18 protein-coding genes are annotated in these 20,980 nt (G+C 75.3%); 7 read left to right on the plus strand and 11 right to left on the minus strand.

The genetic code is table 11. The features are described from left to right. Positions 1-151: 151 nt before the first annotated feature. From SLAV_RS32385 to SLAV_RS32400, 4 genes are all read right to left on the minus strand, one after another. Positions 152-763 carry an Rv1733c family protein gene (locus SLAV_RS32385; RefSeq protein WP_030232904.1) on the minus strand — a complete coding sequence of 204 codons (612 nt, stop codon included), beginning with the start codon at positions 761-763 and terminating at the stop codon, positions 152-154. Between the two features lie 288 nt (positions 764-1,051). Beyond that, positions 1,052-1,879, minus strand: a complete 828-nt coding sequence (locus SLAV_RS32390) for an MOSC domain-containing protein (protein ID WP_030232907.1) — start codon at positions 1,877-1,879, stop codon at positions 1,052-1,054. A 73-nt stretch (positions 1,880-1,952) separates the two neighbouring features. Beyond that, positions 1,953-2,486 carry a DUF6643 family protein gene (locus tag SLAV_RS32395; protein ID WP_030232910.1) on the minus strand — a complete coding sequence of 178 codons (534 nt, stop codon included), beginning with the start codon at positions 2,484-2,486 and terminating at the stop codon, positions 1,953-1,955. 271 nt (positions 2,487-2,757) lie between these two features. Continuing rightward, positions 2,758-3,999: a glycosyltransferase gene (locus tag SLAV_RS32400; protein ID WP_030232912.1), complete on the minus strand. Its 1,242-nt coding sequence runs from the start codon at positions 3,997-3,999 to the stop codon at positions 2,758-2,760. A gap of 318 nt (positions 4,000-4,317) precedes the next feature. Between SLAV_RS32400 and SLAV_RS32405 the strand changes: the two genes are divergently transcribed. Further along, positions 4,318-5,118 (plus strand): glutamate racemase, encoded by an 801-nt coding sequence (locus SLAV_RS32405; RefSeq protein WP_030232915.1) that lies wholly within the window; start codon positions 4,318-4,320, stop codon positions 5,116-5,118. Positions 5,119-5,182: 64 nt separating this feature from the next. Beyond that, positions 5,183-6,499: a hypothetical protein gene (locus tag SLAV_RS41855; protein WP_030232918.1), complete on the plus strand. Its 1,317-nt coding sequence runs from the start codon at positions 5,183-5,185 to the stop codon at positions 6,497-6,499. A 49-nt stretch (positions 6,500-6,548) separates the two neighbouring features. Here the strand turns inward: SLAV_RS41855 and SLAV_RS32415 are convergent, their stop codons facing one another. Continuing rightward, positions 6,549-7,616, minus strand: a complete 1,068-nt coding sequence (locus SLAV_RS32415; protein WP_078950425.1) for an ADP-ribosylglycohydrolase family protein — start codon at positions 7,614-7,616, stop codon at positions 6,549-6,551. 129 nt (positions 7,617-7,745) lie between these two features. Between SLAV_RS32415 and SLAV_RS32420 the strand changes: the two genes are divergently transcribed. The 3 genes from SLAV_RS32420 (at position 7,746) to SLAV_RS32430 (ending at position 10,543) form a co-directional block, all read left to right on the plus strand. Continuing rightward, the gene (locus tag SLAV_RS32420; RefSeq protein ID WP_030232922.1) at positions 7,746-8,261 is read left to right on the plus strand and encodes a hypothetical protein; all 516 of its coding nucleotides are present in this window, start codon (positions 7,746-7,748) and stop codon (positions 8,259-8,261) included. Positions 8,262-8,367: 106 nt separating this feature from the next. Then, positions 8,368-10,017 carry an apolipoprotein N-acyltransferase gene (gene lnt / locus SLAV_RS32425; protein WP_037687673.1) on the plus strand — a complete coding sequence of 550 codons (1,650 nt, stop codon included), beginning with the start codon at positions 8,368-8,370 and terminating at the stop codon, positions 10,015-10,017. Between the two features lie 37 nt (positions 10,018-10,054). Next, positions 10,055-10,543, plus strand: coding sequence for an NUDIX hydrolase (locus SLAV_RS32430; protein WP_030232927.1), 489 nt, complete (start codon positions 10,055-10,057; stop codon positions 10,541-10,543). A 16-nt stretch (positions 10,544-10,559) separates the two neighbouring features. On the opposite strand, the gene SLAV_RS32435 is transcribed toward SLAV_RS32430, so the two are convergent. Then, positions 10,560-11,330 (minus strand): trypsin-like serine peptidase, encoded by a 771-nt coding sequence (locus SLAV_RS32435; protein WP_030232930.1) that lies wholly within the window; start codon positions 11,328-11,330, stop codon positions 10,560-10,562. A 219-nt stretch (positions 11,331-11,549) separates the two neighbouring features. Between SLAV_RS32435 and SLAV_RS32440 the strand changes: the two genes are divergently transcribed. Continuing rightward, complete coding sequence (locus tag SLAV_RS32440; RefSeq protein ID WP_030232932.1) at positions 11,550-12,839, plus strand: ATP-binding protein; 1,290 nt, start codon at positions 11,550-11,552, stop codon at positions 12,837-12,839. Between the two features lie 371 nt (positions 12,840-13,210). Here the strand turns inward: SLAV_RS32440 and SLAV_RS32445 are convergent, their stop codons facing one another. The 5 genes from SLAV_RS32445 to SLAV_RS32465 form a co-directional block, all read right to left on the minus strand. Next, a complete protein-coding gene (locus SLAV_RS32445) occupies positions 13,211-13,810 on the minus strand; it encodes a hypothetical protein (RefSeq protein ID WP_051841109.1) in 600 nt (199 codons plus the stop codon). Beyond that, positions 13,807-15,438 (minus strand): serine/threonine-protein kinase, encoded by a 1,632-nt coding sequence (locus SLAV_RS32450; RefSeq protein ID WP_078950426.1) that lies wholly within the window; start codon positions 15,436-15,438, stop codon positions 13,807-13,809. Before SLAV_RS32450 ends, SLAV_RS32445 begins: the two co-directional genes overlap by 4 nt. A 140-nt stretch (positions 15,439-15,578) precedes the next feature. Beyond that, positions 15,579-16,835 carry a Tm-1-like ATP-binding domain-containing protein gene (locus SLAV_RS32455; protein ID WP_030232939.1) on the minus strand — a complete coding sequence of 419 codons (1,257 nt, stop codon included), beginning with the start codon at positions 16,833-16,835 and terminating at the stop codon, positions 15,579-15,581. 48 nt (positions 16,836-16,883) lie between these two features. Then, positions 16,884-17,363 (minus strand): NUDIX hydrolase, encoded by a 480-nt coding sequence (locus SLAV_RS32460; RefSeq protein ID WP_030232942.1) that lies wholly within the window; start codon positions 17,361-17,363, stop codon positions 16,884-16,886. A gap of 30 nt (positions 17,364-17,393) precedes the next feature. Then, positions 17,394-18,422 carry a cation diffusion facilitator family transporter gene (locus SLAV_RS32465; RefSeq protein WP_030232944.1) on the minus strand — a complete coding sequence of 343 codons (1,029 nt, stop codon included), beginning with the start codon at positions 18,420-18,422 and terminating at the stop codon, positions 17,394-17,396. Positions 18,423-18,582: 160 nt separating this feature from the next. Between SLAV_RS32465 and SLAV_RS32470 the strand changes: the two genes are divergently transcribed. After that, a complete protein-coding gene (locus SLAV_RS32470) occupies positions 18,583-20,973 on the plus strand; it encodes an FHA domain-containing protein (protein ID WP_030232947.1) in 2,391 nt (796 codons plus the stop codon). Positions 20,974-20,980 lie beyond the last annotated feature (7 nt).

The following is a 20,980-nucleotide window of genomic DNA, read 5'->3' on the forward strand; positions in this document are numbered from 1 at the left end:
CGATGTCGTGCCCCCACCCTCGTACTCGTGTTGCAGAAGTTCCCGGCGCGGCCGGAGCGGCCGGAGCCGTTCCCTGCGGTTGGAGCGGCCGGAGCGGCCGGACCGGACTCCGGCTCCACGGTAGCGCGCGCGGGGCCGGGGAGTTGCCAGGTCAGCTGCCCGCGCCCGCCCGGCCCCAGTCCGGCCCGGCCGCGGCCCACGCGCGGTCCAGACGGGTGTACCGCCGATGCATGAGCCGGCGTACGACCAGCCGCCGGAGCGTCTCCGCCAGCGCGGCCGCGGTCAGCGCGGCGGCCAGCCCGGCCACGCCCGCGTGGAAGGAGGCGGCGGACGGGTCGAGGGGCCGCCCCACCAGCCGTCCCCGGATGTCCGTCCATATCCGGAACCGGTCGCCCGGGAGGGGCGGTTCCTCCGCCGCCGGGACCGTGCCCTCGTGGCTGCTGCCGTCGGGCGCGGTCCAGGACGCCACGATCCGCGTCCGCTCCGGGGCCTGACGCCCCGCTCCCGGATCGGTGGCCGAACCGGCGACGGGACCCGGCGTCGGCCGGACCACCACCGCCGGAACCAGATACCGCTCGTGCCGCTGCTCGCGCGCGGCCCGCTGCAGCGTGCCGTCCACCTTCAGGCCCGCCGCGCAGCCGAGGGCGGGAGCCACCAGCAGCACGCACACGAGCGCGGCGAACGCCACCCACGCCTCGAAGAGATCGGTCGGTCTGCGCAGCGGATTGCGCCGCCAGCGCCACACACCCATTGCTGTCCGCACGGTCCCCGGCTCCCCCTACTTGCGCCAGCCATCCGTCTGTCTGCGCGTCCAAGCCTTCCGCACGCCCGGCGGACGCGCATTCCGGGACGCGCGGGACATGTGGCCACCCGATCCGGTACGGACGGTCGTGGTGGGTGTTCACATGTCCTGCCTGCTCCAACGGCCCCGTGCCGCCCGTTGGTTCCATCGGGCACCCGGAGCCCCTCGAAGGTGTCATTCCACCCGCCGTGGTCAGCGGCGCGCGGAGCTCTGCCGGGTGCTGTGGGGGCCGTGCGGGGCCGCGCGGGATCACTCCAGCACGCGCACCTCGTCGCCCACCCGGACCGTGCCCAGGACCACCGGCACCAGCTGCCGTCCGAAGGCGAGGGACTTGCCGATCCGCCGGTGCCGGGCGAGCGTCTTGAGCGGCTCCCGGCCGCGCTCCGCCGTCTCCTGGTCGGTGGTGGTGACGATGCAGCGCCCGCACTCGCGCACGCCGCGGAAGACGGCGTCACCGATCGCGATCCGCCGCCAGCCGTCCTCGGCCCACGCCTGCGCCGGGCCGCCGACCACCAGGTTCGGGCGGAACCGGTTCATGGGCAGGGGCCCCTCCTGCGGGTGGTCGCCGTGGGCGATCAGCTCGTTGAGGGCGTCGAGCGAGGAGGTCGTGGTCAGCAGCAGCGGATAGGCGTCGGCCAGGCTGACGGTCTCGCCGGGGAGCGCGTAGTCGGGGTCCACGGGCCGGCGCACGGCCGGATCGTCGAGGTGGACCAGCCGCGCGGGCTGCCCGAGGTAGGTGCTGAACCAGTCGGCGGCGGTGCCCGCCGCGACGACGGTGTCGATCTTCTTGCCGAACAGGACGACGGGCTCCAGCGGGCCCGGCTCCGGCACGTCCACCACCAGCTCCGCCATCCCGGGCCCGGACAGGGCGATCCGGCCGTCCGGCAGCGGACGGGACGAGGCCAGGGCCAGTCGCGGCTGCTGGCGCTGGGTGATGACGGCCCCCGCCGTGTCGACGACCGCCCAGCGGCGGTCCCCGGACAGCCCCCAGGGCTCCACGGCCACCTCGTCGGGAGCAGTCCCCGCTACCGACTTGACGGGATGGACGTGGAGCGACTGGACGTACAGATTCGACATGGGAGCATTTTGCCAGCCCTCCCTGCCGGATCCCCAGCGCGTATTTCGCGGGGCCCGGCGGCGGGAGGCCGGGTCAGTAGCCCCGTCCCTGGAACTGGCGGCCGTACGGGTCCTCGTACGAGGGGACCTGGGCGGGGGCCGCCACCGGCCGCGGCGCCGCCGGGCGCATGGCCTCGTAGCCGGTGCCCATGGCGGCCGGCCGCGGCTGCTGCTGGGGCTGGGGCTGCTGGACGTACCCCGCGCGGGCCGCCATCGGCTGCTGCTGCGGGATGTACGGCGCGGGCGCGTTCTGCAGGGGCACCGGCATCGCCATCGGCATCTGCTGCTGGGGCGCGGCCTGCTGCTGGTACTGGTAGCCGTACCCCGGGCCCCCCTGCTGCTGCGGCGCGGACGGCGCGGCGGGGAGGGCGGGAAGGGCGGACGGGAGGGCCGGCAGGTACCCACCGCTCGAATAGCCGGCACTGGGCGACTCGTAGGCGGCCGGAACGCGGATGGGGGCGATCTGCGGAGTGCCGCGTTCGGCTACGAGGGAGTCGTAGATGGGGGTGTCTTTGAAGGAGGGCGCGGAGTAGTAACCGCCGCCATAAGTGGAGCGGGGGGAGGTCATGGGACCTAAGTTAAGCCCACGACTTCACCGGGTCCATAGCGAGGTGTCGTCAACACCGCCCTGACCTGCATATTCCCAGGTCAGGGCCTCAGCTTTCACTTGAAGTTCACCTGCACGATTCGTCACTTGCACCCCGGCTTGTTCCCACTCGTACTCACCGGTTGGGTGTTGCACCTATGTGGTGCTGACGCAGGGTCACAATGCGATGACCTCGGATGACGTTCCCTCAGTCGGTGCGCGGGCTGGTCCCGCGGGCCGGAAGGCGGACGTTTCAGACATCACCGGGCCGGGCATAGGTGCGGCCCTTCCACGCGGCCCCGCGCCCCCGGTAGTGCTGGACCGCCGAGTCGACGGTCATCAGCAGGTACAGCAGCGCCGTAAGCGGAAGCAGCGGCGCCAGCAGCGGCGACTGGCGGTAGTAGCGCAGCATCGGCAGGTAGGTGGCGGCCATCAGCAGCCAGGCCGTGCCCCCGGCCCAGGCCATGGCGGGACGTCCGGCGGCGAGCCCCGCGCAGAGGGCGGCCGGGGGCACCAGGTACACGAGGACCAGCCCGGCCACCGTCCCGGCCAGCAGCACGGGCCGGTGGCGCAGTTGGGCGTACGCGCTGCGCGACACCATCCGCCACAGGTCGCCGAGGCCGGAGTAGGGCCGGACGCTGTCGACCCGCTCCGCCAGCCCGAGCCAGATCCGGCCGCCGGCGCGGCGGACCGCGCGGGCGAGGGCGACGTCGTCGATGACGGCCTGGCGGATCGAGTCGGGGATCCCCGCCCGGACGGCTGCCTCCGTGCGCAGCAGCACGCAGCCGCCCGCGGCCGCGGAGGTCCGGGCGCCGGGTCGGTTGATCCGGCGGAAGGGGTACAACTGGGCGAAGAAGTACACGAACGCGGGCACGACGAGCCGCTCCCACGGGCTCACCACGCGCAGGCGGGCCATCTGCGAGACGAGGTCGAGGTCGGCGGAGGTCGCGGCGGCGACGAGTTCGCGGAGGCTGTCGGGCTCGTGGGCGATGTCGGCGTCGGTGAGGAGCAGGAACTCCGGCCCGGGGCCTTCCGGGGTGCCGGGCGCGTGCGCGGGCTCGTGTGCGGGCTCGTGTGCGTGTCCGTTGACGTGGGCGCGGGTGTGCGCGGTGCGGACGTGGGCGATGCCGTGGCGCACGGCCCACAGCTTGCCCGTCCACCCGGGCGGGGGGTCTCCCGGCGAGACCACGGTGAGGGGCAGGCCCGGCTGCTCGGCGGCCAGCCGGGCGGCGAGGGCGCCGGTTCCGTCGCCGCTGCCGTCGTCGACGAGGACGATCCCCGCCTCGCCGGGATAGTCCTGGGCGAGGAGGGAGGGAAGGCTGAGGGGGAGCACCTCGGCCTCGTCGCGCGCCGGGACGATGATCGCGACGGAGGGCCAGCGGGCGGGGGCGGAGCGCGGGGGGAGACGGACGTCGGTGCGCCAGAACATGCCCTGGGCGAGGGTGAGCCAGAGCCAGGCGGCGAGGGAGGCGTAGGCGGCGATGAGGAGGCCCATGCCCGCAGTCTGCCGAACCCCGCGGACCCTGTCCCGCACCCGGACGGTGCGCCGCCACCCGCCACCCGGGGCAGCACCGCCCCGGAACCCCACCCCGGCCGCCCGGCCCGCCCCGCCCCGCCCCGCCCGCGAGGTCCGACCGCCCGCAGCTGCCCGGCCCGCCTGGCCGCTCGCGGTCCGGCGGGTCCGGCGGGTGCGGGTACGGGCCCGGTCCGGCGGGGTTTTCGGGTGTTTCGGGGGCTGCGCGGTGGCGTGGTCGTCCGGGTGGTGGGCGGTGCGGGGCCCGGGTGGGGGCGGGGCGTCGATTAAGGTGACCAGGTGAAGATCGCCCTCATGGACTCCGGAATCGGCCTCCTCGCGGCGGCCGCCGCCACGCGTCGGCTGCGGCCCGACGCCGATCTGCTGCTGTCCTCGGATCCCGACGGGATGCCCTGGGGGCCGCGCACGCCCGCCGACCTGACCGAGCGTGCCCGCGGCGTCGCCCGGGCCGCCGCGGCGCTGGGCCCGGACGCGCTGATCGTCGCCTGCAACACCGCCAGTGTGCACTCCCTGGAGACCCTGCGCGCCGATCTGGAGCCCGGCATCCCCGTCATCGGGACCGTGCCGGCGATCAAGCCCGCCGCCGTGGCCGGCGGGCGCGTGGCGATCTGGGCCACCCCCGCCACCACCGGCAGCCCGTACCAGCGCGGCCTGATCCGTGACTTCGCCGCCGGGGCCCGCGTCACCGAGGTGCCCTGCCCCGGGCTCGCCGACGCCGTCGAGGCCGCCGACGAGGCCGCCATCGTCCGTACCGTCGAGGCCGCCGCGGCGCTCACCCCCGCCGACGTCACCGACCTCGTCCTCGGCTGCACCCACTACGAGCTGGTCGAGGAGACCATCCGGGCCGCCCTCGCCGTACGCACCGGCGGCGCCCAGCTGACCTTCCACGGTTCCGCCGAGGCAGTCGCCGTCCAGGCCCTGCGCCGCATCGGCGCCGAGCCCGCACCCGCTCTGCCCCGCACCGGCAGCCTGACCGTCCTGCACAGCGGGAGGACGTCCACGCTGTCGGCGGCGGCCCTCGGCTACGCCGAGGGACGGCTGCTCGCCGGGCTGGAGCTCCGCGCGCCCGTCGCGGGCTGACCCCCGCGACGGCGGGGCGGGAATCCCCGTTCCGCCGTGCCCCGGGCGCTCCCATACTGGGCCGGTGACCGCCTACGCCAAGCACCTGCCCACCGGGGCGACGCCGGCAACCGACGTGAGTACGTGGGGAGTCGAGGCGGCCGAGCGCTGGCGCGGAGCACGCGCCCCGGCCGTGTTCGCGCCCGGCGCCGGAAGCCGGGTCCTCGGCCCCCTCGTCGTCCTCTCGCTCGTCCTGATCCTGAGGAACGACGCCCCCGGACCACCGGCGGGAACGGCATGGCGGGCCTATCCCGACGCCGTGCTGCTCGTGGCGCTGCCGCTCTGGTACCGGTACCTGCCGGGCGCGACCCTCGTGTCCGCGACGCTGCTCGCGGTGGAGTCGGCCGTCGCCCTCCCCGCACGCCCCGCCGCCGACACCGCGGGCCGGACCGGGCTGTTCCTCGTCTGCCTGCTGTCGCTGTGGGCGCTGACCGGGGCGTTCCTGCGGCTGCGGGCCCGCCGCAGGCAGGCCCGGCTCGCGGGCGCCGCGGCCGGCCCCGCCCGGTTCCCGCTCCCGGCCCGCCTGCCGGCCGGACACGACCGGCGCGGCAACGGGCGCCTCCTGGGCGGATCCTTCCTCTGCCTCGTCGCCGCGGGCATCCTGCTCGACGGCATCCTGGGCGACCTCGGCGCGCACGGTGGCCCCCACCCGTACGACGCCGTCGGCCAGCAGTGCTTCGCCCTGCCCCTGCTGGTCCTCGGGAGCACCCTGCTGGGCGCGGGCTGGAGCGCCGACCTCACCGCGCGGCGCCTGCACCGCGCACCGCAGCCCGTGCTGCTGGTCGGCGTACGGGCCGCCCCGTCGGGGCACTTCTGGCTCTACCCGGACGCCGACACCACCGCCGGGCGGCCCCTGATCCCGTACCGGCCGCGCCGCGAGGACACCCTCGGATCCGTACGGCTGCTGGCGCGCGGGGCGCCCGGATCCCTCCCGCGTGGTCTGCACGACATAGACGCCCGCGCCGAACCCTTCGAGGCGCTCCTGTACGGGGCCCCGTACGACGGCGCCGAGGTGGTCCTGGAGTACGCGGTCCACGGCGGAGCCGGCATCTCCGCCTCCGTCACGGCCGCCGTCCTGCTGCCCCGCCGACGGCACGGGCTCGACCGCTGGATCCCGTCCGGCGTCTCCTACGAGCAGACCCGGGAACGGCGCCGGGCACGGGAGCGGGAGCGGGCCCGTCCGTACGCCCCGCCCGAGCGGCGCGGGCGGACCACCCGCGGCACGGCGACCGCCGGCGGCACGGGCGCCGCGGCCACCGGAGGCGGCTGCGGGGGCGACGGCGGGGGAAGCGGGTGCGGGGGCGGGTGTGGCGGCGGCTGCGGAGGGTGCGGCTGTGGCTGACCCGGCGCGCGGCCCGCAGCCGCGACGGCCCGGCTCCGGCCGCCCCCCGTCAGGCCGCCCCGGCCCCCGCCCCCGCGAGCCGCCGGGCCAGGGCGCGCAGGTCCCCGGCGTCCAGGACCCGGTCGGGCACCCGGCCGCCGCCGCGCTCCCCGTGGCCCGGCCCCGCACCGGGCAGCGGCACGTGCAGCGGTTCCGTCCACTCCCGGGGGACCGCCCGGGCCCCGTAGACCGCCCCGGCCAGCGCCCCGGTCACCGCGGCGACCGTGTCGGTGTCCCCGCCCAGGTCCACCGCGGCCCGCACGGCCGCTGCGAAGCCGCCGGTCGTGCGCAGCGCCCACACCGCCGAGCCCAGGCAGGGCCACACCGCTCCGTTGAACTCGGTGGCCAGGTCCGGATGCCATGCGGGCCCGAGCACGCGGGCGTACCGCGCGCGGTGCTCCGGATGTACGGCGTCCAGCACCTCGGGCAGGGCGGCGAGCGGATCGGCCCCGTCCAGGGCCACCCGTACGAGCTCGTGCAGGACGGCCGTGCCCTCCCAGGCGGCCCGGTCCCCGTGTGTGAGGGCGGCGATCCGCCGGGCGGCGTCCATGGTGGCCCCGCGCCCGGCGGGTGCGAACCAGACGGCCGAGGTCGCGGCCCGCATCAGGGAACCGTTGCCCGCCGCCCGGGCGTTGACCTGGAAGTGCAGGGCGGCCGCCAGGTCCCAGGGGTCGCCGCCGCTCAGCACGGCCTCGGTCTGGAGGCCGATGTCCTTGGGCTCCCAGGCCGCCCAGTGCCGGAACCGCGCGAAGACGTCGGCCGGCTCCAGCCCGCCGTGTTCCAGGAGCGATTCCCCGACCAGCACCGCCATCTGGGTGTCGTCCGTGGCCTCGCCCGGATCCCACCCGCCGCCCCCGCGCATCTCCTCGCCCCGCGCGCTCAGCGCGCCCGCCGGGCCGAACTCGTACGGAGCGCCGAGGGCGTCGCCGGCCGCCGAACCGAGCACGGCCCCCACGGCCCGGTCGAGCCGCTCGCCCGGACCGCCCGCTCCGCCGCCGTCCCCGGCGTGGACGCGGGCTCCCGCGGTCGGGGCCGCACCGGCCGTGCCCCGCGTCTGTTCCCTCGCTCGCTGATCCATGCCGTCACTCCACCACGCGCGTGGTCCCGCGCACAGGGGGAGCCACCGTTTCGCCGCCCCCCCGGGTGCGCTGCGCCGACTGGCGCAGAGGTGGTGGTGGCTCGGCGGAACGTGGGTACGCTGCTGGACATGACGGTTCACCCCCCGGGTCCGCTGTGGACGGGACGGGCCTCCAACCGCGTCCAGTGGCTGCTCGCCGCGGCCGGTGCCGCGTGCCTCGCGCTCGGCATCGAGCTCGCCGTCGACAACGCCTGGACCTCCGGCACGGTGCCGCTGCTCATGTCGGTGATCGGCTGCCTCGCCGCCGGGCTGCTCATCCTCTACGGCACCCTCGCGTTCGTGCACGTGGCCGTCACCGTCGACGCCGAACGCCTCGACGTGCGCTGCGGCCACATGGGACTGCCGCGCCGCACGATCCGGCTCTCCGACGTCGTCGCCGCCGAGTTCCTGCCCCTCATCACCCCGCAGCAGTGGGGCGGCTGGGGCTACCGCTGGCGACCGGACAAGGGCACCGCGATCATCGTCCGCCGCGGCGAGGGCGTCGAGCTCAGGCTCGGCGACGGCAAGCTCTTCACGGTCACCGTCGACGACGCCGAGAACGCCGTCCGCGTCATCCGCACGCACCTGCGCACCCTCGCCCGATAGCCGGCTCCCCGCTTCCCCGGCCGCCGGGTCCGTCCGGGCCGTCCGGTGCCCTGTGTCCGGCGGCTCCTTACCGACCCTTGGGGTACGGGGACGTACACTCCGCCAGATGAGCAGCAGTGTCACCAGCGCCGCCGGGAGCGGGCCCTCGCAGCCCGCCGGACGAGCCGAAGCGGGTACCGAGACCACGGCCGGAGCCACGGCCGCAGCCGAGGCCGCGGCCGCCGCCGGGCCGGGGAAGCGCAAGGCGGCCTGGCTGCTGCGGGCCGCCCTCGCCGCCGTCGCCGGAGTCCTGCTCTACCTCAGCTTCCCGCCCCGCCCCACGTGGTGGCTGGCCCCCTTCGCCGTCGCCCTGCTGGCGGGCTGCCTGCGCGGCCGCCGCGCCCGGGCGGGCTTCGGGCTCGGTTTCCTCTTCGGGCTCGGCTACCTGCTGCCGCTGCTCGTCTGGACCAGCGAGGGGGTCGGCCCCGTGCCCTGGCTGGCCCTCGTCACCCTCGAAGCCCTGTTGATCGGCCTCGCCGGTCTCGGTATCGCCCTCGTCTCCAAGCTCCCCGGCTGGCCGCTGTGGGCCGCCGCCGTCTGGGTCGCGGACGAGGCCCTGCGCGCCCGTGCCCCCTTCGGCGGCTTCTCCTGGGGCCGGCTCGCCTTCGGCCAGGCCGACGGGGTCTTCACCCCGCTCGCCGCCGTCGGCGGCACCCCGCTGCTGTCCTTCGGCGTGGCGCTGTGCGGATTCGGGCTCTACGAGGCGGCCCGCATCGCCCGCCGCCACCCGGGCCGGACCACCGCCGCGCTCGCCGCCGTCGCCGTGGTCGCCCCGGTCGGCGCGGCCCTCGCCGCCCGGCCGCTGGTCTCCGACGCCGCCGAGGACGGCACCGCCGTGGCCGCCGTCATCCAGGGCAACGTGCCCCGCGCCGGGTTCGACTTCAACGCCCAGCGCCGCCAGGTCCTCGACAACCACGCGAACCGCACCCTCCAGCTCGCCGAGGACGTCAAGGCCGGGCGGGTCGCCAAGCCCGCCTTCGTGGTGTGGCCGGAGAACTCCTCCGACATCGACCCCTTCACCCAGCCCGACGCCTACGCCGTGATCGACCGGGCGGTGAAGGCCATCGGCGTGCCCGTCGCGATCGGCTCCGTCCTGGCCCCCGAGACCGGCCCGCTGCGCAACACGATGATCCTGTGGGACCCGGTCAAGGGACCCACCGCCACCTACGACAAGCGCAAGATCCAGCCCTTCGGCGAGCGGATCCCGATGCGCTCCTTCGTCCGGCTCTTCAGCTCCGACGTGGACCGCGTGCGCCGCGACTTCGGCCCCGGCAAGGAGCCGGGCGTCTTCGACATGGGCGGCAGCGGGATCGGCATGGTCACCTGCTACGAGGCCGCCTTCGACGACGCCGTCCGCTCGACCGTCCGGGCCGGGGCCCAGGTCATCGCCGTCCCCAGCAACAACGCCACCTTCGGCCGGACCGAGATGACCTACCAGCAGCTCGCCATGGACCGGATCCGCGCGGTCGAGCACAGCCGCAGCGTCCTCGTCCCCGTCACCAGTGGGGTCAGCGCCGTCATCCGCCCCGACGGCTCGGTCGTGTCGCAGACGAAGATGTTCACCGCCGACGCGCTCGTGGCCGAGATCCCGCTGCGTTCCACACAGACCCCGGCCACCCGCCTGGGCCCGCTGCCGGAGTACGCGCTGGTCCTGGTCGCCGCGGGCGGCCTCGCAGCGGTGCTCTTCCGCCGCATTCGCGCCCGCCGGGCCGCATGACGACGGTGACCGGCGTCCGGCCTCGTAAGGTCGGGGCATGACCACTCCCGAATTCATCCGCGCGATCCGGGCGGGCGCCGGGCAGCTGCTGCTCCTGCTGCCCGGGGTGACCGCCGTCGTCTTCGACGACCGGGGCCGGGTGCTGCTCGGACGCCGCGCCGACACCGGCCGCTGGTCCGTCATCGGGGGGATCGCCGAACCGGGGGAGCAGCCCGCCGACACCGCGGTGCGCGAGGTGTACGAGGAGACGGCCGTGCGGTGCGTGCCCGAGCGGGTCGTGCTCGTCCAGATGCTCGAACCGGTCACCTACCCCAACGGCGACGTCTGCCAGTTCCAGGACATCACCTTCCGCTGCCGTGCGACCGGCGGCGAGGCCCGCGCCGCCGACGGGGAGCTGCTGGAGGTCGCCTGGTTCGGCCCGGAGGAGCTGCCGCCCCTGGAGCCCTTCGCGCTGGACCGCGTACGCCGTGCCCGGCGCGAGGAGCCCACCTGGTTCGAGGCACCGGCCGGCCCCGGAGCGCGGTAGCGGCCCGGGCGGCGGTTCAGCCCGCCGGGACGGCCGCCTCGCGGTAGAGCTCCAGGGCCTGGTCGCCCATCACCGCGCTGTAGGAGACCTCCGGGACGGAGCCGCCCTCCTCGTAGCCGCCGAGGACCCCCGCCAGCGCGCCGTCCGCCAGCCAGGGGCTGCCGCTGGTGCCGCCGCTCAGATCGGGGCATTCGACGCGCCGCTGGGTCTCGGACAACAGGCTGGTGGCGTTGGAGCAGCGCAGCGGGGCGTCCAGCGTGCTGGGGTAGCCGAGGACCGTCACCGTCACGTCGTCGGGCTGCTCGGTGGCGACCGGGAAACCGCCGACGATGTCCTCGATCTGCGCCCCGTCCAGCGGTGCGAGCGTCGCGAAGGCGATGTCGTCGTCGGGGTCCTTGCGGTCCGTCCAGTCCCCGGCCACGTTCACACCGGTCAGCCGCCACACCCCGTACGGGGCCTTCCCGTCCCGGTAGCCCGGGGCGAACACGGTGGTGTCCGGGTGGTCGAGGCAGTGCGCGGCCGTGGCGATCACGTCGCGGTCGGCGCTGTGTACCACGGCGGCGGTGCAGAAGTGCCCGCCGTCGAGGCCGCCCGCGAACAGCGCGCCCACCCGGGCCACCGTCGCGTCGGGCAGGGCGGCGGCGGTGACGCCGAGCGGGGGCACGGCCGCGGCGCTCGGCATGTCCACGCTCAGCAGGGCGGCCATCGCGGCCACCGCGAGCAGGATCCGGGACGCCCGCCGGGCGCGGGGGCGGCCGGCCTGTCGGAGGAGGATGCGCTGGATCATGCACCGAGCCTCCCCGGGGAAACTGTGTCCGGAGCCCGGTGCTCCGTATGAATCCGCTGTGAATCACCCACGGGCTCCCCGGACGCCGTTCCCGGCTCCGCCGAGTCTATGGACGCCGCGGTGGGTTTCCGCACCGGCTGTTGTGCACCGCGGAGCGTGATCGCCGGGCCCGCCCGCCCCTAGCCTCGCCGCAGGAGCACGAACGAGGGGCGGTACCCGGTGAACTGGCTCATCCACGACTACCGCGAGAGCGATCTCGCAGCGGTGGTCCACCTGATCGACACCACGGCGGAGCTCGGCCAGGAGTCCGTCTTCTCCCTCGCCGAGTGCATCAGCGCGCTCACCGACCGGCAGCCCTGTGTGGTCGCCGTCCACCAGGGCGTACCGATCGGCGCGGCCCTCGCCTGCGTGACCGGCGAGCGCGCCTGGGTGATGCGCCTCGCGATCGCCGCCGGCTGGCGCGGGCGGGGCCTGGCCAGCGCCCTGCTGGTCGAGCTGGAGCGGCGGCTGATCGCCGCCCGCGTCGGCCGGATCGCCTACGTCCTGCCCGAGGAGGACCTGCTCGGCGAGGGCCTGCTGAACGCGGGCTACACCCGCCAGCCCGCGGTCGCCTACTTCGAGAAGACCGAGCCCCTGCACGGACCGGCCGCCGGCCTCCTCGACGACCTCGGCGGCCGGTTCCTCCAGAGCGACCTCTGGGACCGGGTCGCCGGCATGGAGAAGGAGAAGGACCTCATCGAGCGGCGCGTGGTGCTGCCGCTCGCCGAGCCGGAGCGGGCCGCCTCGCACGGGGTGCGGCCCCCGCGGGCCATCACCCTCTTCGGCCCGCCCGGCACCGGGAAGACCACCTTCGCCCGGGCCATCGCCTCCCGGCTGGGCTGGCCCTTCGTGGAACTGCTGCCCTCGCGCCTCGCCGACGAGGGCAACCTGTCGGCCGCGCTGCGCGACGCCTTCGCCCGGATCGCCGAGCTGGAGCGGGTCCTCGTCTTCATCGACGAGGTCGAGGAGATCGCCCCCGTGCGCACCGAGCCCGCGCAGCCCGGCGGGATCCACGGGGTGACCAACGAACTGCTCAAGCTGATACCCGGCTTCCGGGAGGGCGACGAGCGGCTGCTGGTCTGCGCCACCAACTCCATCCGCTCCCTCGACCCGGCCTTCCTGCGGCCCGGCCGCTTCGACTACCTGATCCCGATCGGCACCCCCGACGCCGGGGCGCGCGCCGCGATCTGGTCCCGCTACACGGCGGGCCGCGCGGGCGTGGACGTGGCGGCGCTGGTGGAGGCGAGCGAGCTGTTCACCCCCGCCGACATCGAGCACGCGGCCCGGATCGCGGCGCAGGTCTCCTTCGAACGGGACCTGGAGGCGGCGGTCGTGCGGGGTCTGGGGGCCACCCCGCCCGGGGCGACCACGGAGGACTACCTGGCGGCGGTCGCGCAGTGCCGTCCGACGGTCACCCCGGCGATGACGGGCGAGTTCCAGGCGGACATCGCCGCCCACGCCCGCTTCTGAGTTCCGCCCTCCCCGGAGCCCCGTGCCCCGGGCGGGCGGATCCGCAGGGGCCGGGCCGCACCCCGCCCGGTACGCGAAACGGCCCGCAGCCACTCCCCAAAGCGGCTGCGGGCCTCCCGCGCGGACTCGGCATCCGTGCGGGACGGCCACGCTCCGGTTGGGGTGTCGCCGGCTGGAACGGCCGCCGGCCGGAACGCGGCACGCAGGGGTGCCTGTGGGCGTCCTGCACGCCCTCGTCTACGTCCACGAGTCAACCAGCGCAGCCCGGCCCCCCGCTTCGGCCGGACGGCCACCGCGACCCCGGCCGGAAGACCGACCCGCACGGACCCTCACGGGCCGGGCCGTGGGCCGCGCCGTGATCCGGCTGCCCGCTACGGGCGGCAGCGGTACGTGAAGTCCGTCGCCGCGGACCGCGTGACGGGGGAGATCAGCTGGAGCTCGGCCCGCGCCGGGTAGCTGCCGGTCCCCCGGAACGTCCACAGCAGGTGCAGCGTGGCCTCCTTGCGCCCGCCCGGCACCCGCTCCGTCAGCTCCTCCGAGCGCGTGCCGTCGCTGCGGACCCAGCGGTAGGTGAGGGTTCCGGGCCGCCCGTCGGTGCGTACGACGGCCACCACATCGGCGGCCCGGTCGCAGCCGGGACCCGCCGGGTCGGTGCTGACCGCCAGGTCCCGGACGACGACACCGGGCCCGAACCGCTGCCAGCCCAGATACGCCAGCACCAGCGCGAGCACCACGGCGGCGAGGGCGTACCGCCGCCAGCCCCCTCCCCGGCGCCGGACCGGCGCCGCAGCGGCGGGCCCCAGGGGGAACGGCGCCGGCATCGCCGCCGTCACACCCGGCCCGAAGCGCAGCACGGAACCCTCGACCCGGTCGGGGGCGGCGTCCTCGGGAGTCGGCGGCCCGGTGAACCAGTGGCTGCCGAGGACGGTGGCGCTGTAGTCGTCGCCGTGCGGGGCGCGGGGATCGCTCATCGCGGGGGCTCCTGGTCCTGGCAGCGCAGCAGCGGCTTCGAGTCGGATGCCGCACCGTTCCCGGCGGCCGGCTTGGTGGTGACGCGGACGCCGCCGTAGCAGCCGTACCCCCGCGGGAAGGTGTGGGAGCGCACCACGGGGGCCGCGGAGCCGGCCTCGACGACGAAGGTGTCGGTGCCGTCGGGCACCGTGTAGGCCCCCTGGGCGGAGCCCAGGTACCACTGCAGGACCACCGTGACGGTCCCCTTCCCCACCGCGGTCACGGAGACGGCGGCGTCGGTCCGGTAGACCCCCGCCTTGAGGGAGACGTCCACGGCGCTCACCCGCAGGGTGGGGGTCGGCGTGGGCGTCGGCGTCGGGGACCAGGACACGGTCGGCTTCCCCGTCGGGGTCGGCGAAGGGCTCGGGCTCGCCGAGGGGGAGGCCGTCGGCGTCGGGGACCACGAGGGGCTCGGCGCGGCCGACGGCCCGGGGGACCCGCCGGGGGAGGCGGAGGCGGAGACGGAGCCCGACGGGGACGCGGACGGACCCGGGGCGGGCGGCGCGGACCCGGGCGGGGCCGCGCTCGTGGTGGCGAGGGCGCTCAGCGCCGACGCCCCGTCGGGGGCGGCGCCGACGGCGTCGGTGGTCAGCACCAGCGCCGCCCCCAGGACCAGGGCCAGCCCGGCCGCGAACCAGCCGGTCCGCCCCGGGGCCCAGCCGGCGCCCTGCCCGATCGAGGTCGTGGCCACCGCGGTGGTGCCCGCCGCGGTGGCGCCCGCCGAGGGGAACAGCAGCGGCAGCAGGGCGGCCAGCGCGGCGAGCTTGCGCTGCCCGCGCTCCTCCCAGCCCGGCCCGTACGCGGTCAGCGCCAGCTCCTCCAGCTCCGCGACGAAGGCCTCGGCGTTCTCCGGCCGCTGGTCCGGCCGCTTGGCCAGACCGCGCCGGATCAGCGGACGCACCGGCTCCGGGGCCTCCGTCTCCGGTACCGGAGCCTCGATGTGCTGGACGGCGAGCTCCGCGAAGTTCGTCCCGTCGTACGGCTTGCGCCCGGTCAGGAACTCGAAGAAGGTCGCGGTGGCCGCGTACACGTCGGCGGCCGGCGAGGCGGGTTCGCCCTGCCACTGTTCGGGCGCCATGTAGGCGGGGGTGCCGGCCACGCCCGGGGTGGTGCCGCGGCCCGTCGCGATCCCGAAGTCGACCAGCTTCGAGGAACCGTCCGGGGCGACCAGTACGTTCTCCGGCTTGTAGTCCCGGTGGACCACGCCCGCCCGGTGGGCCGCGGCCAGCCCCAGCAGGGAGCCCTTCAGCACGACCAGGGCCGCCTCGGGCTCCGCCCGCCCGGACTCCCTGAGCACCGCGCGCAGCGAGATCCCGTCGACCAGCTCCATCACGATCGCGGCGCCGCCCGGCGCCTCGACGTACTCGTAGAGGCCCACCACGTACGGGGAGCCGAGACCGCCGAGCAGCCGCGCCTCCGCCCGGAACTCCCGGACGAAGGCCGGGTCCCGGCGCAGCCGCTCCGACAGGTACTTCACCGCGACCGCCGTGCCCGTGGCCGCGTGCACCGCGAGCACCACCCGGCCGCTGGCGCCCGCACCGAGCTCACGGACCTCGCTGTAGCCGGGCACCGTCCAGCCGTTGTCCATCGTCCGCCCCCGTCCGTGGCGTCACCGGCCTCCGAGGGGCCGGCCGGTCGTCCCCCGACCGGCACCCTCCAGGACACGGTTTCCGCCACGGCCGGTTCCCAACCCCGCGACGTGTCCAGGACCCGGACGCCCGGTACGGGTCAGGCGGCGGCCGAGACCGCGCCGATCATGGTGTGCAGCCGGTCGGCGGCGGCCCGCCCGAAGGCCGGGTCGTTGATGTGGGTGGCGTAGTCGTAGAGGCGGGCGGCGCTCCCGCGCAGCCCCTCGCGCAGCGTCGAGAACAGGGCCCCGTCCGCACGGGGGTCGTGGTACGGGCCGCCCGGCGCGCCGAGCGCGGACAGCCCGCGCAGGGGCAGGCAGACCGCCGTCGGCCCCGTCGACGCGCGCAGCTTCGCCGCGACCCGGCGGCCGAGCTCCGCGCATTCGGACTCGGTCGTACGGATCACCGTGATCGAGGGGTTGTGGATGCGGATCCTGCGGTAGCGGGCCCGTTCGGGCAGGGTCTCCAGCGGCCCGAACTTCACCATGTCCAGCGCGCCCAGGCTCACCACCTGCGGGATCCCCGCCCGCCCGGCGGCGCTGAGCCGGTCGGGCCCCGCCGTGAGGATGCCGCCGCACAGGTCGTCGGCGAGCTCGCCCAGGGTCAGGTCCAGCACCCCGGCGAAGATCCCCTGCCCGGCCAGGGTCTCCAGCGTCCGTCCGCCCGTACCGCTGGAGTGGAAGACCAGTACCTCGTAGCCCAGTTCGGTCAGCCGCTCGCGGGCCGCGTCCACACCGGTCGTGGTCACCCCCGCCATGCTCGCCGCGACCAGCGGCCGGGCGCCCGCCCCCAGCCGCGCCGGGCGGCGCAGCTCCAAGGAGGCGCGCTGGAACGCCTTGGCCATCCCGGCGACCGCCTCCGCGGCGTTCGCCAGCACCGGCGCCGAGATGCTGTTGATCCCGGCGATGTCCACCACGCTGTACATCATCGTGATGTCCGCGGACCCGACGTACGGGGCCACGTCCCCTGACGCCATCGAGGAGACCATCAGCTTCGGCACGCCCAGCGGCAGCGCCCGCATGGCGCGCGTCGCGATCGAGGTGCCCCCGCTGCCCCCGATCGCGAGCACCCCGTGCAGCCGCCCCTCGGCGTGCAGGCGCGTGAGGGCGGCCTCGGCACCCCGCGCCATCGTGGTCACGGCCGCGCCCCGGTCGGCGGCGGCCCGCAGGTCGGACAGTTCCGTGCCCGCCGCCCGGGCCACCGCTTCGTTCGGCACGTCCGCGTCCACCCGGGGCTCTCCCATGATCCCCGTGTCGACCAGTACCACCTCGACGCCGGCGCGCAGCAGCCTCTCGCGCAGCCAGCCGTACTCGACACCCTTGGTGTCCAGGGTTCCCACCAGCACGACGCTCGTCATATGTGCAATGTCCACGCAGGTGGGGTTTATTGGCAAGTAAAGGTCGAGTCAACCCTCCAGGAGCACCAACAGGCGCTCCAGAAACGGAATTTGAGGAACCATCAGCTTGTTTCGCGCCATCGGTGGAGCGAACCAGGCCACCCGGTCCAACTCGGGGAACTCCCTCTCCTGCCCGGAGTGCGGGGGCCATTCCATCGTGAACGTCCCGGGCACCATCAGCGCCGGATCGAGGTCCGCCTCGACCGCCCAGATGGTCACCAGCTTCCCGCTCGTCAGCCGCACCTCGCCGAGCGGCAGGTAGTCGCCCTCCGGCGGCGCCAGCCCGAGCTCCTCCGTGAACTCGCGGCGGGCCGCGTCCCGGGGCGCCTCGTCCGGCCCGTACTCGCCCTTGGGGATCGCCCAGCCGCCGGCGTCCCGCCCCGCCCACAGGGGACCGCCCATATGGCCGAGCAGGACCTCCACGCCGCCGCCGGTACGGCGGAACAGCAGCAGGCCGGCGCTGCGCTTGTGCCTCTTCGGCTCCGTCATGGGTTCATGTATGCCCCGCCGGCCGGCCCCTCAGTGCGCGTGCGGGCCCTCGCGGTGGACCGGGCCGTGCGCGTCGGCGCAGTGCGGGTCACGGCCGCCCGGCTCCTCGCCCGCCCGGCCGACCGACAGCAGCGCCTCCTGGACGTGGTCCACCTGGAGCGTGGTGTGAGTGATCCCGTACTCCTTCTCCAGCATCCGCTCCAGCTCCCGGCGCACCGCGTGGCAGTCGCCCTCCGGCGCCACCAGCACGTGCGCGGACAGTGCGGCCTGCCCCGAGGTGATCGTCCAGATGTGCAGGTCGTGCACCTCCGTCACCGGCGGGTGCCCGACGAGACGGTCCCCGACCGCGTCGGGGTCCAGGTGCGCGGGGGCCGCCTCCAGGAAGATCCGCCCCGACTCGCGCACCAGCCCGTAGCCCGCCTTCACCATCAGCACCACGACCACGAGCGTGGCGATCGCGTCCGCCTGGACGAAGCCGGTGGTGAGCACGATCAGGCCGGCCACGGCCGTCCCGATGAAGGCGAACAGGTCGTTCAGGATGTGCTGGTAGGCGCCCTCCACGGCCAGCGAGGACCGGTTCGCCCGCGAGATGCACCAGGCCGCCCCCACGTTGACGACGATGCCGGCCAGCGCCGTCACCAGCACCAGACCGCCCTCCACCTGCGGTGGGTCGATCAGCCGCCGGACCGCCTCGTACGCCAGCCAGAGCGCCAGCAGCAGCAGGGTCAGCCCGTTGGCCTGGGCGGAGAGGATCTCGGCCCGCTTGAGGCCGAACGTGAAACCACCGCGCGCCGGGCGCGCCGCCAGCCGCATCGCGATCAGCGCGAGGACGATCGAGACGGCGTCGGTCAGCATGTGCGCCGCGTCGGAGATCAGGGCCAGGGACTGGGCCATCACGCCGATGACCACCTCGACGGCCATGAACCCGCCGATCAGCGCGAGCGCGATCGCCAGCCAGCGGCGGTCCGCGTCCGGGTCGACCCCGTGACTGTGCCCGGCGTGCCCGTGGCCGTGGTCGGGCCCCTCGTCGTGGTCGTGCGCGTGGTCGTGCCCGGTCATGGCGTCCCCCGTTTGTTCGGTTCCGACGCGTGAAGTGAAGCGCACCTCGGCGGGATCGGCAAAGGCTGCAACGGGGACCGTTGTCATTCTCCATAAGACCCCTCTGACCTGCGACGATGCTGCCCGCGCCGGGACCGGCCGATCGTGGGAAGATCTGTGCATGGTCCAGCGCCCCGGTGCGGACACCGCGCCCGAACTCGTCCTGGAGACCGCCGGGGGCTCGACCGAGATGAGCCCGCCGCGGACCTATCACGTCGGCCGGGACCCTCTCTGCGAGATCTGCCTCGACGACGCCCGCGTCTCCTGGCACCACGCCGTCCTGTGCCCCGACGGGGACCACTGGACCGTCCGGGACGAGGACAGCACCAACGGCACCTGGGCCGACGGGCACCGCATCCACGAATGGCGCGTCGGCCCCGGCAGCGAGCTGCGTTTCGGCAGCGCCCAGGACGGCCCGCGCGCCGTCCTCTCCATCCGCACGCCCCCGCCCCCGCCCCCGCCCCCGCCCCTGGCCACGGCCGTCGCGTCCGCCGCCCCCGTCGCCCACCCGGAGCGCACCGGCACCTTCCGCCGCCCCACCACCGTCCGCCCGCTGGCCGCCCGCACCGCCCTGCGCATCGGCCGCGACCCCGCCAACGACCTCGTCCTCGACGACCTCGTCGTCTCCCGCCGCCACGCCGAACTGCGCGCCCTCGCCGACGGCGGCTACGAGATCGCCGACCTCGGCAGCCACAACGGCACCTACCTCAACGGCACCCCCGTGGAACGGGCCAGGATCGCCGAGGGGGACATCGTCGGCATCGGCCACTCGGCCTTCTGCCTCCTCGGCGACCAGCTCCAGGAGTACGTCGACAGCGGTGAGGTCTCCCTCGACGTGCAGGACCTCGCCGTAGCCGTCGACCACGGCCGCAAGACGCTCCTCGACGACGTCTCCTTCCCCGTCGGCGGGAAATGCCTGCTCGCCGTCGTAGGACCCAGCGGCGCCGGCAAGTCCACCCTGCTCGGCGCCCTGACCGGACTGCGCCCCGCCGACCACGGCACCGTCCTCTACGACGGCCGCGACCTCTACCGCGACTACGCAGAACTGCGCAGCCGCATCGGCCTGGTCCCCCAGGACGACATCCTGCACGCCCAGCTCACCGTCCGCCGCGCCCTCACCTACGCCGCCGAACTGCGCTTCCCACAGGACACCGCCAAGGCCGAACGCCGGGCCCGGGTGGACGAGGTGATCGGCGAACTCGGCCTCGGACAGCGCGCGGACCAGCCCATCCACAGCCTCTCCGGCGGCCAGCGCAAACGGGTCTCCGTCGCCCTGGAACTGCTGACCAAACCGTCCCTGCTCTTCCTGGACGAACCCACCTCCGGCCTCGACCCCGGCATGGACCGCTCCGTCATGCACATGCTGCGCGACCTCGCCGACGACGGCCGCACCGTCATCGTCGTCACCCACAGCGTGCTCAGCCTGGACGTCTGCGACCGGCTGCTGGTCCTCGCCCCCGGCGGCCGCGTCGCCTGGTACGGGCCGCCCGGCGAGACGCTCGGATTCTTCGGCTTCGACCAGTGGCCCGAGGCCTTCGAGGCCTTCGAGAACGAGCGGGACCGCGACTGGGCCGGCCAGTACGCCGCCTCCCCGCAGTACCGCGCCTACGGAGCCGGAGCACCCCGTCGCCCCCGCGGCGCCCCCGACGGCCCGGCCGGCCAGGGCCCGGCCGGCTTCGCCCCCGCGCCGCCCAAGGCACAGAGCTGGGGATCCCAGCTCTCCACCCTGGTCCGCCGCTACGCCGCCGCGCTCGGCGCCGACCGCACCTTCCTCGCCATCATGATCGCCCTGCCGTTCGTGATGGGCGCCATGGCCCGCGCCCTGGCCGGAAGCGCCCTCACCCAGGAGACGGCGATCAACGCCCTGCTCATCCTGTGCGTCGGCGGCGTCCTGACCGGAGCCGCCAACGCCGTCCGGGAACTGGTCAAGGAACGGGTGATCTACCAGCGCGAACGCGCCGTCGGACTGTCCCGGTCCGCCTACCTGATGTCCAAGGTGGTGGTGCTGGGCACGATCACCGTGGCCCAGGCCGTGGTCCTGACCCTCGTGGGCCTCTTCGGCGTGCGGCTCGTCCCGCCGGGCGCCACGGGGGTGTTCCTGCCGCCGCTCGTCGAGATCACCCTGGCCGTCGCCCTGCTGTCCTTCACCGCGATGACGCTCGGCCTGCTCGTGTCCGCCCTGGTGAAGAAGGAGGAGGTCACCATGCCGCTGCTGGTCCTCCTCGCCATCGTCCAGGTGGTCTTCTGCGGGGCGCTGCTCCAGCTCGACGGGGTGCCGGTGATCGAGCAGCTCGCCTGGTTCGTCCCCTCCCGCTGGGCGCTCGGCGCGATGGCCGGCACCATCGACCTCGCCCGGATCGTGCCCGGCCCGCTCACCGACGACCCCCTCTTCGCGCACTCCGCCGGGGTCTGGCTCCTCGACATGGGCATGCTGGTGGCCCTGTCCGTCCTGTTCTGCGTACTGGTCGCGCGGCTGCTGCGGCGGCACGAGCCCGCGATCATGCGGAAGTAGGCCCGGC

It is taken from the genome of Streptomyces lavendulae subsp. lavendulae, assembly GCF_002803845.1.
GTDB lineage: Bacteria > Actinomycetota > Actinomycetes > Streptomycetales > Streptomycetaceae > Streptomyces > Streptomyces lavendulae.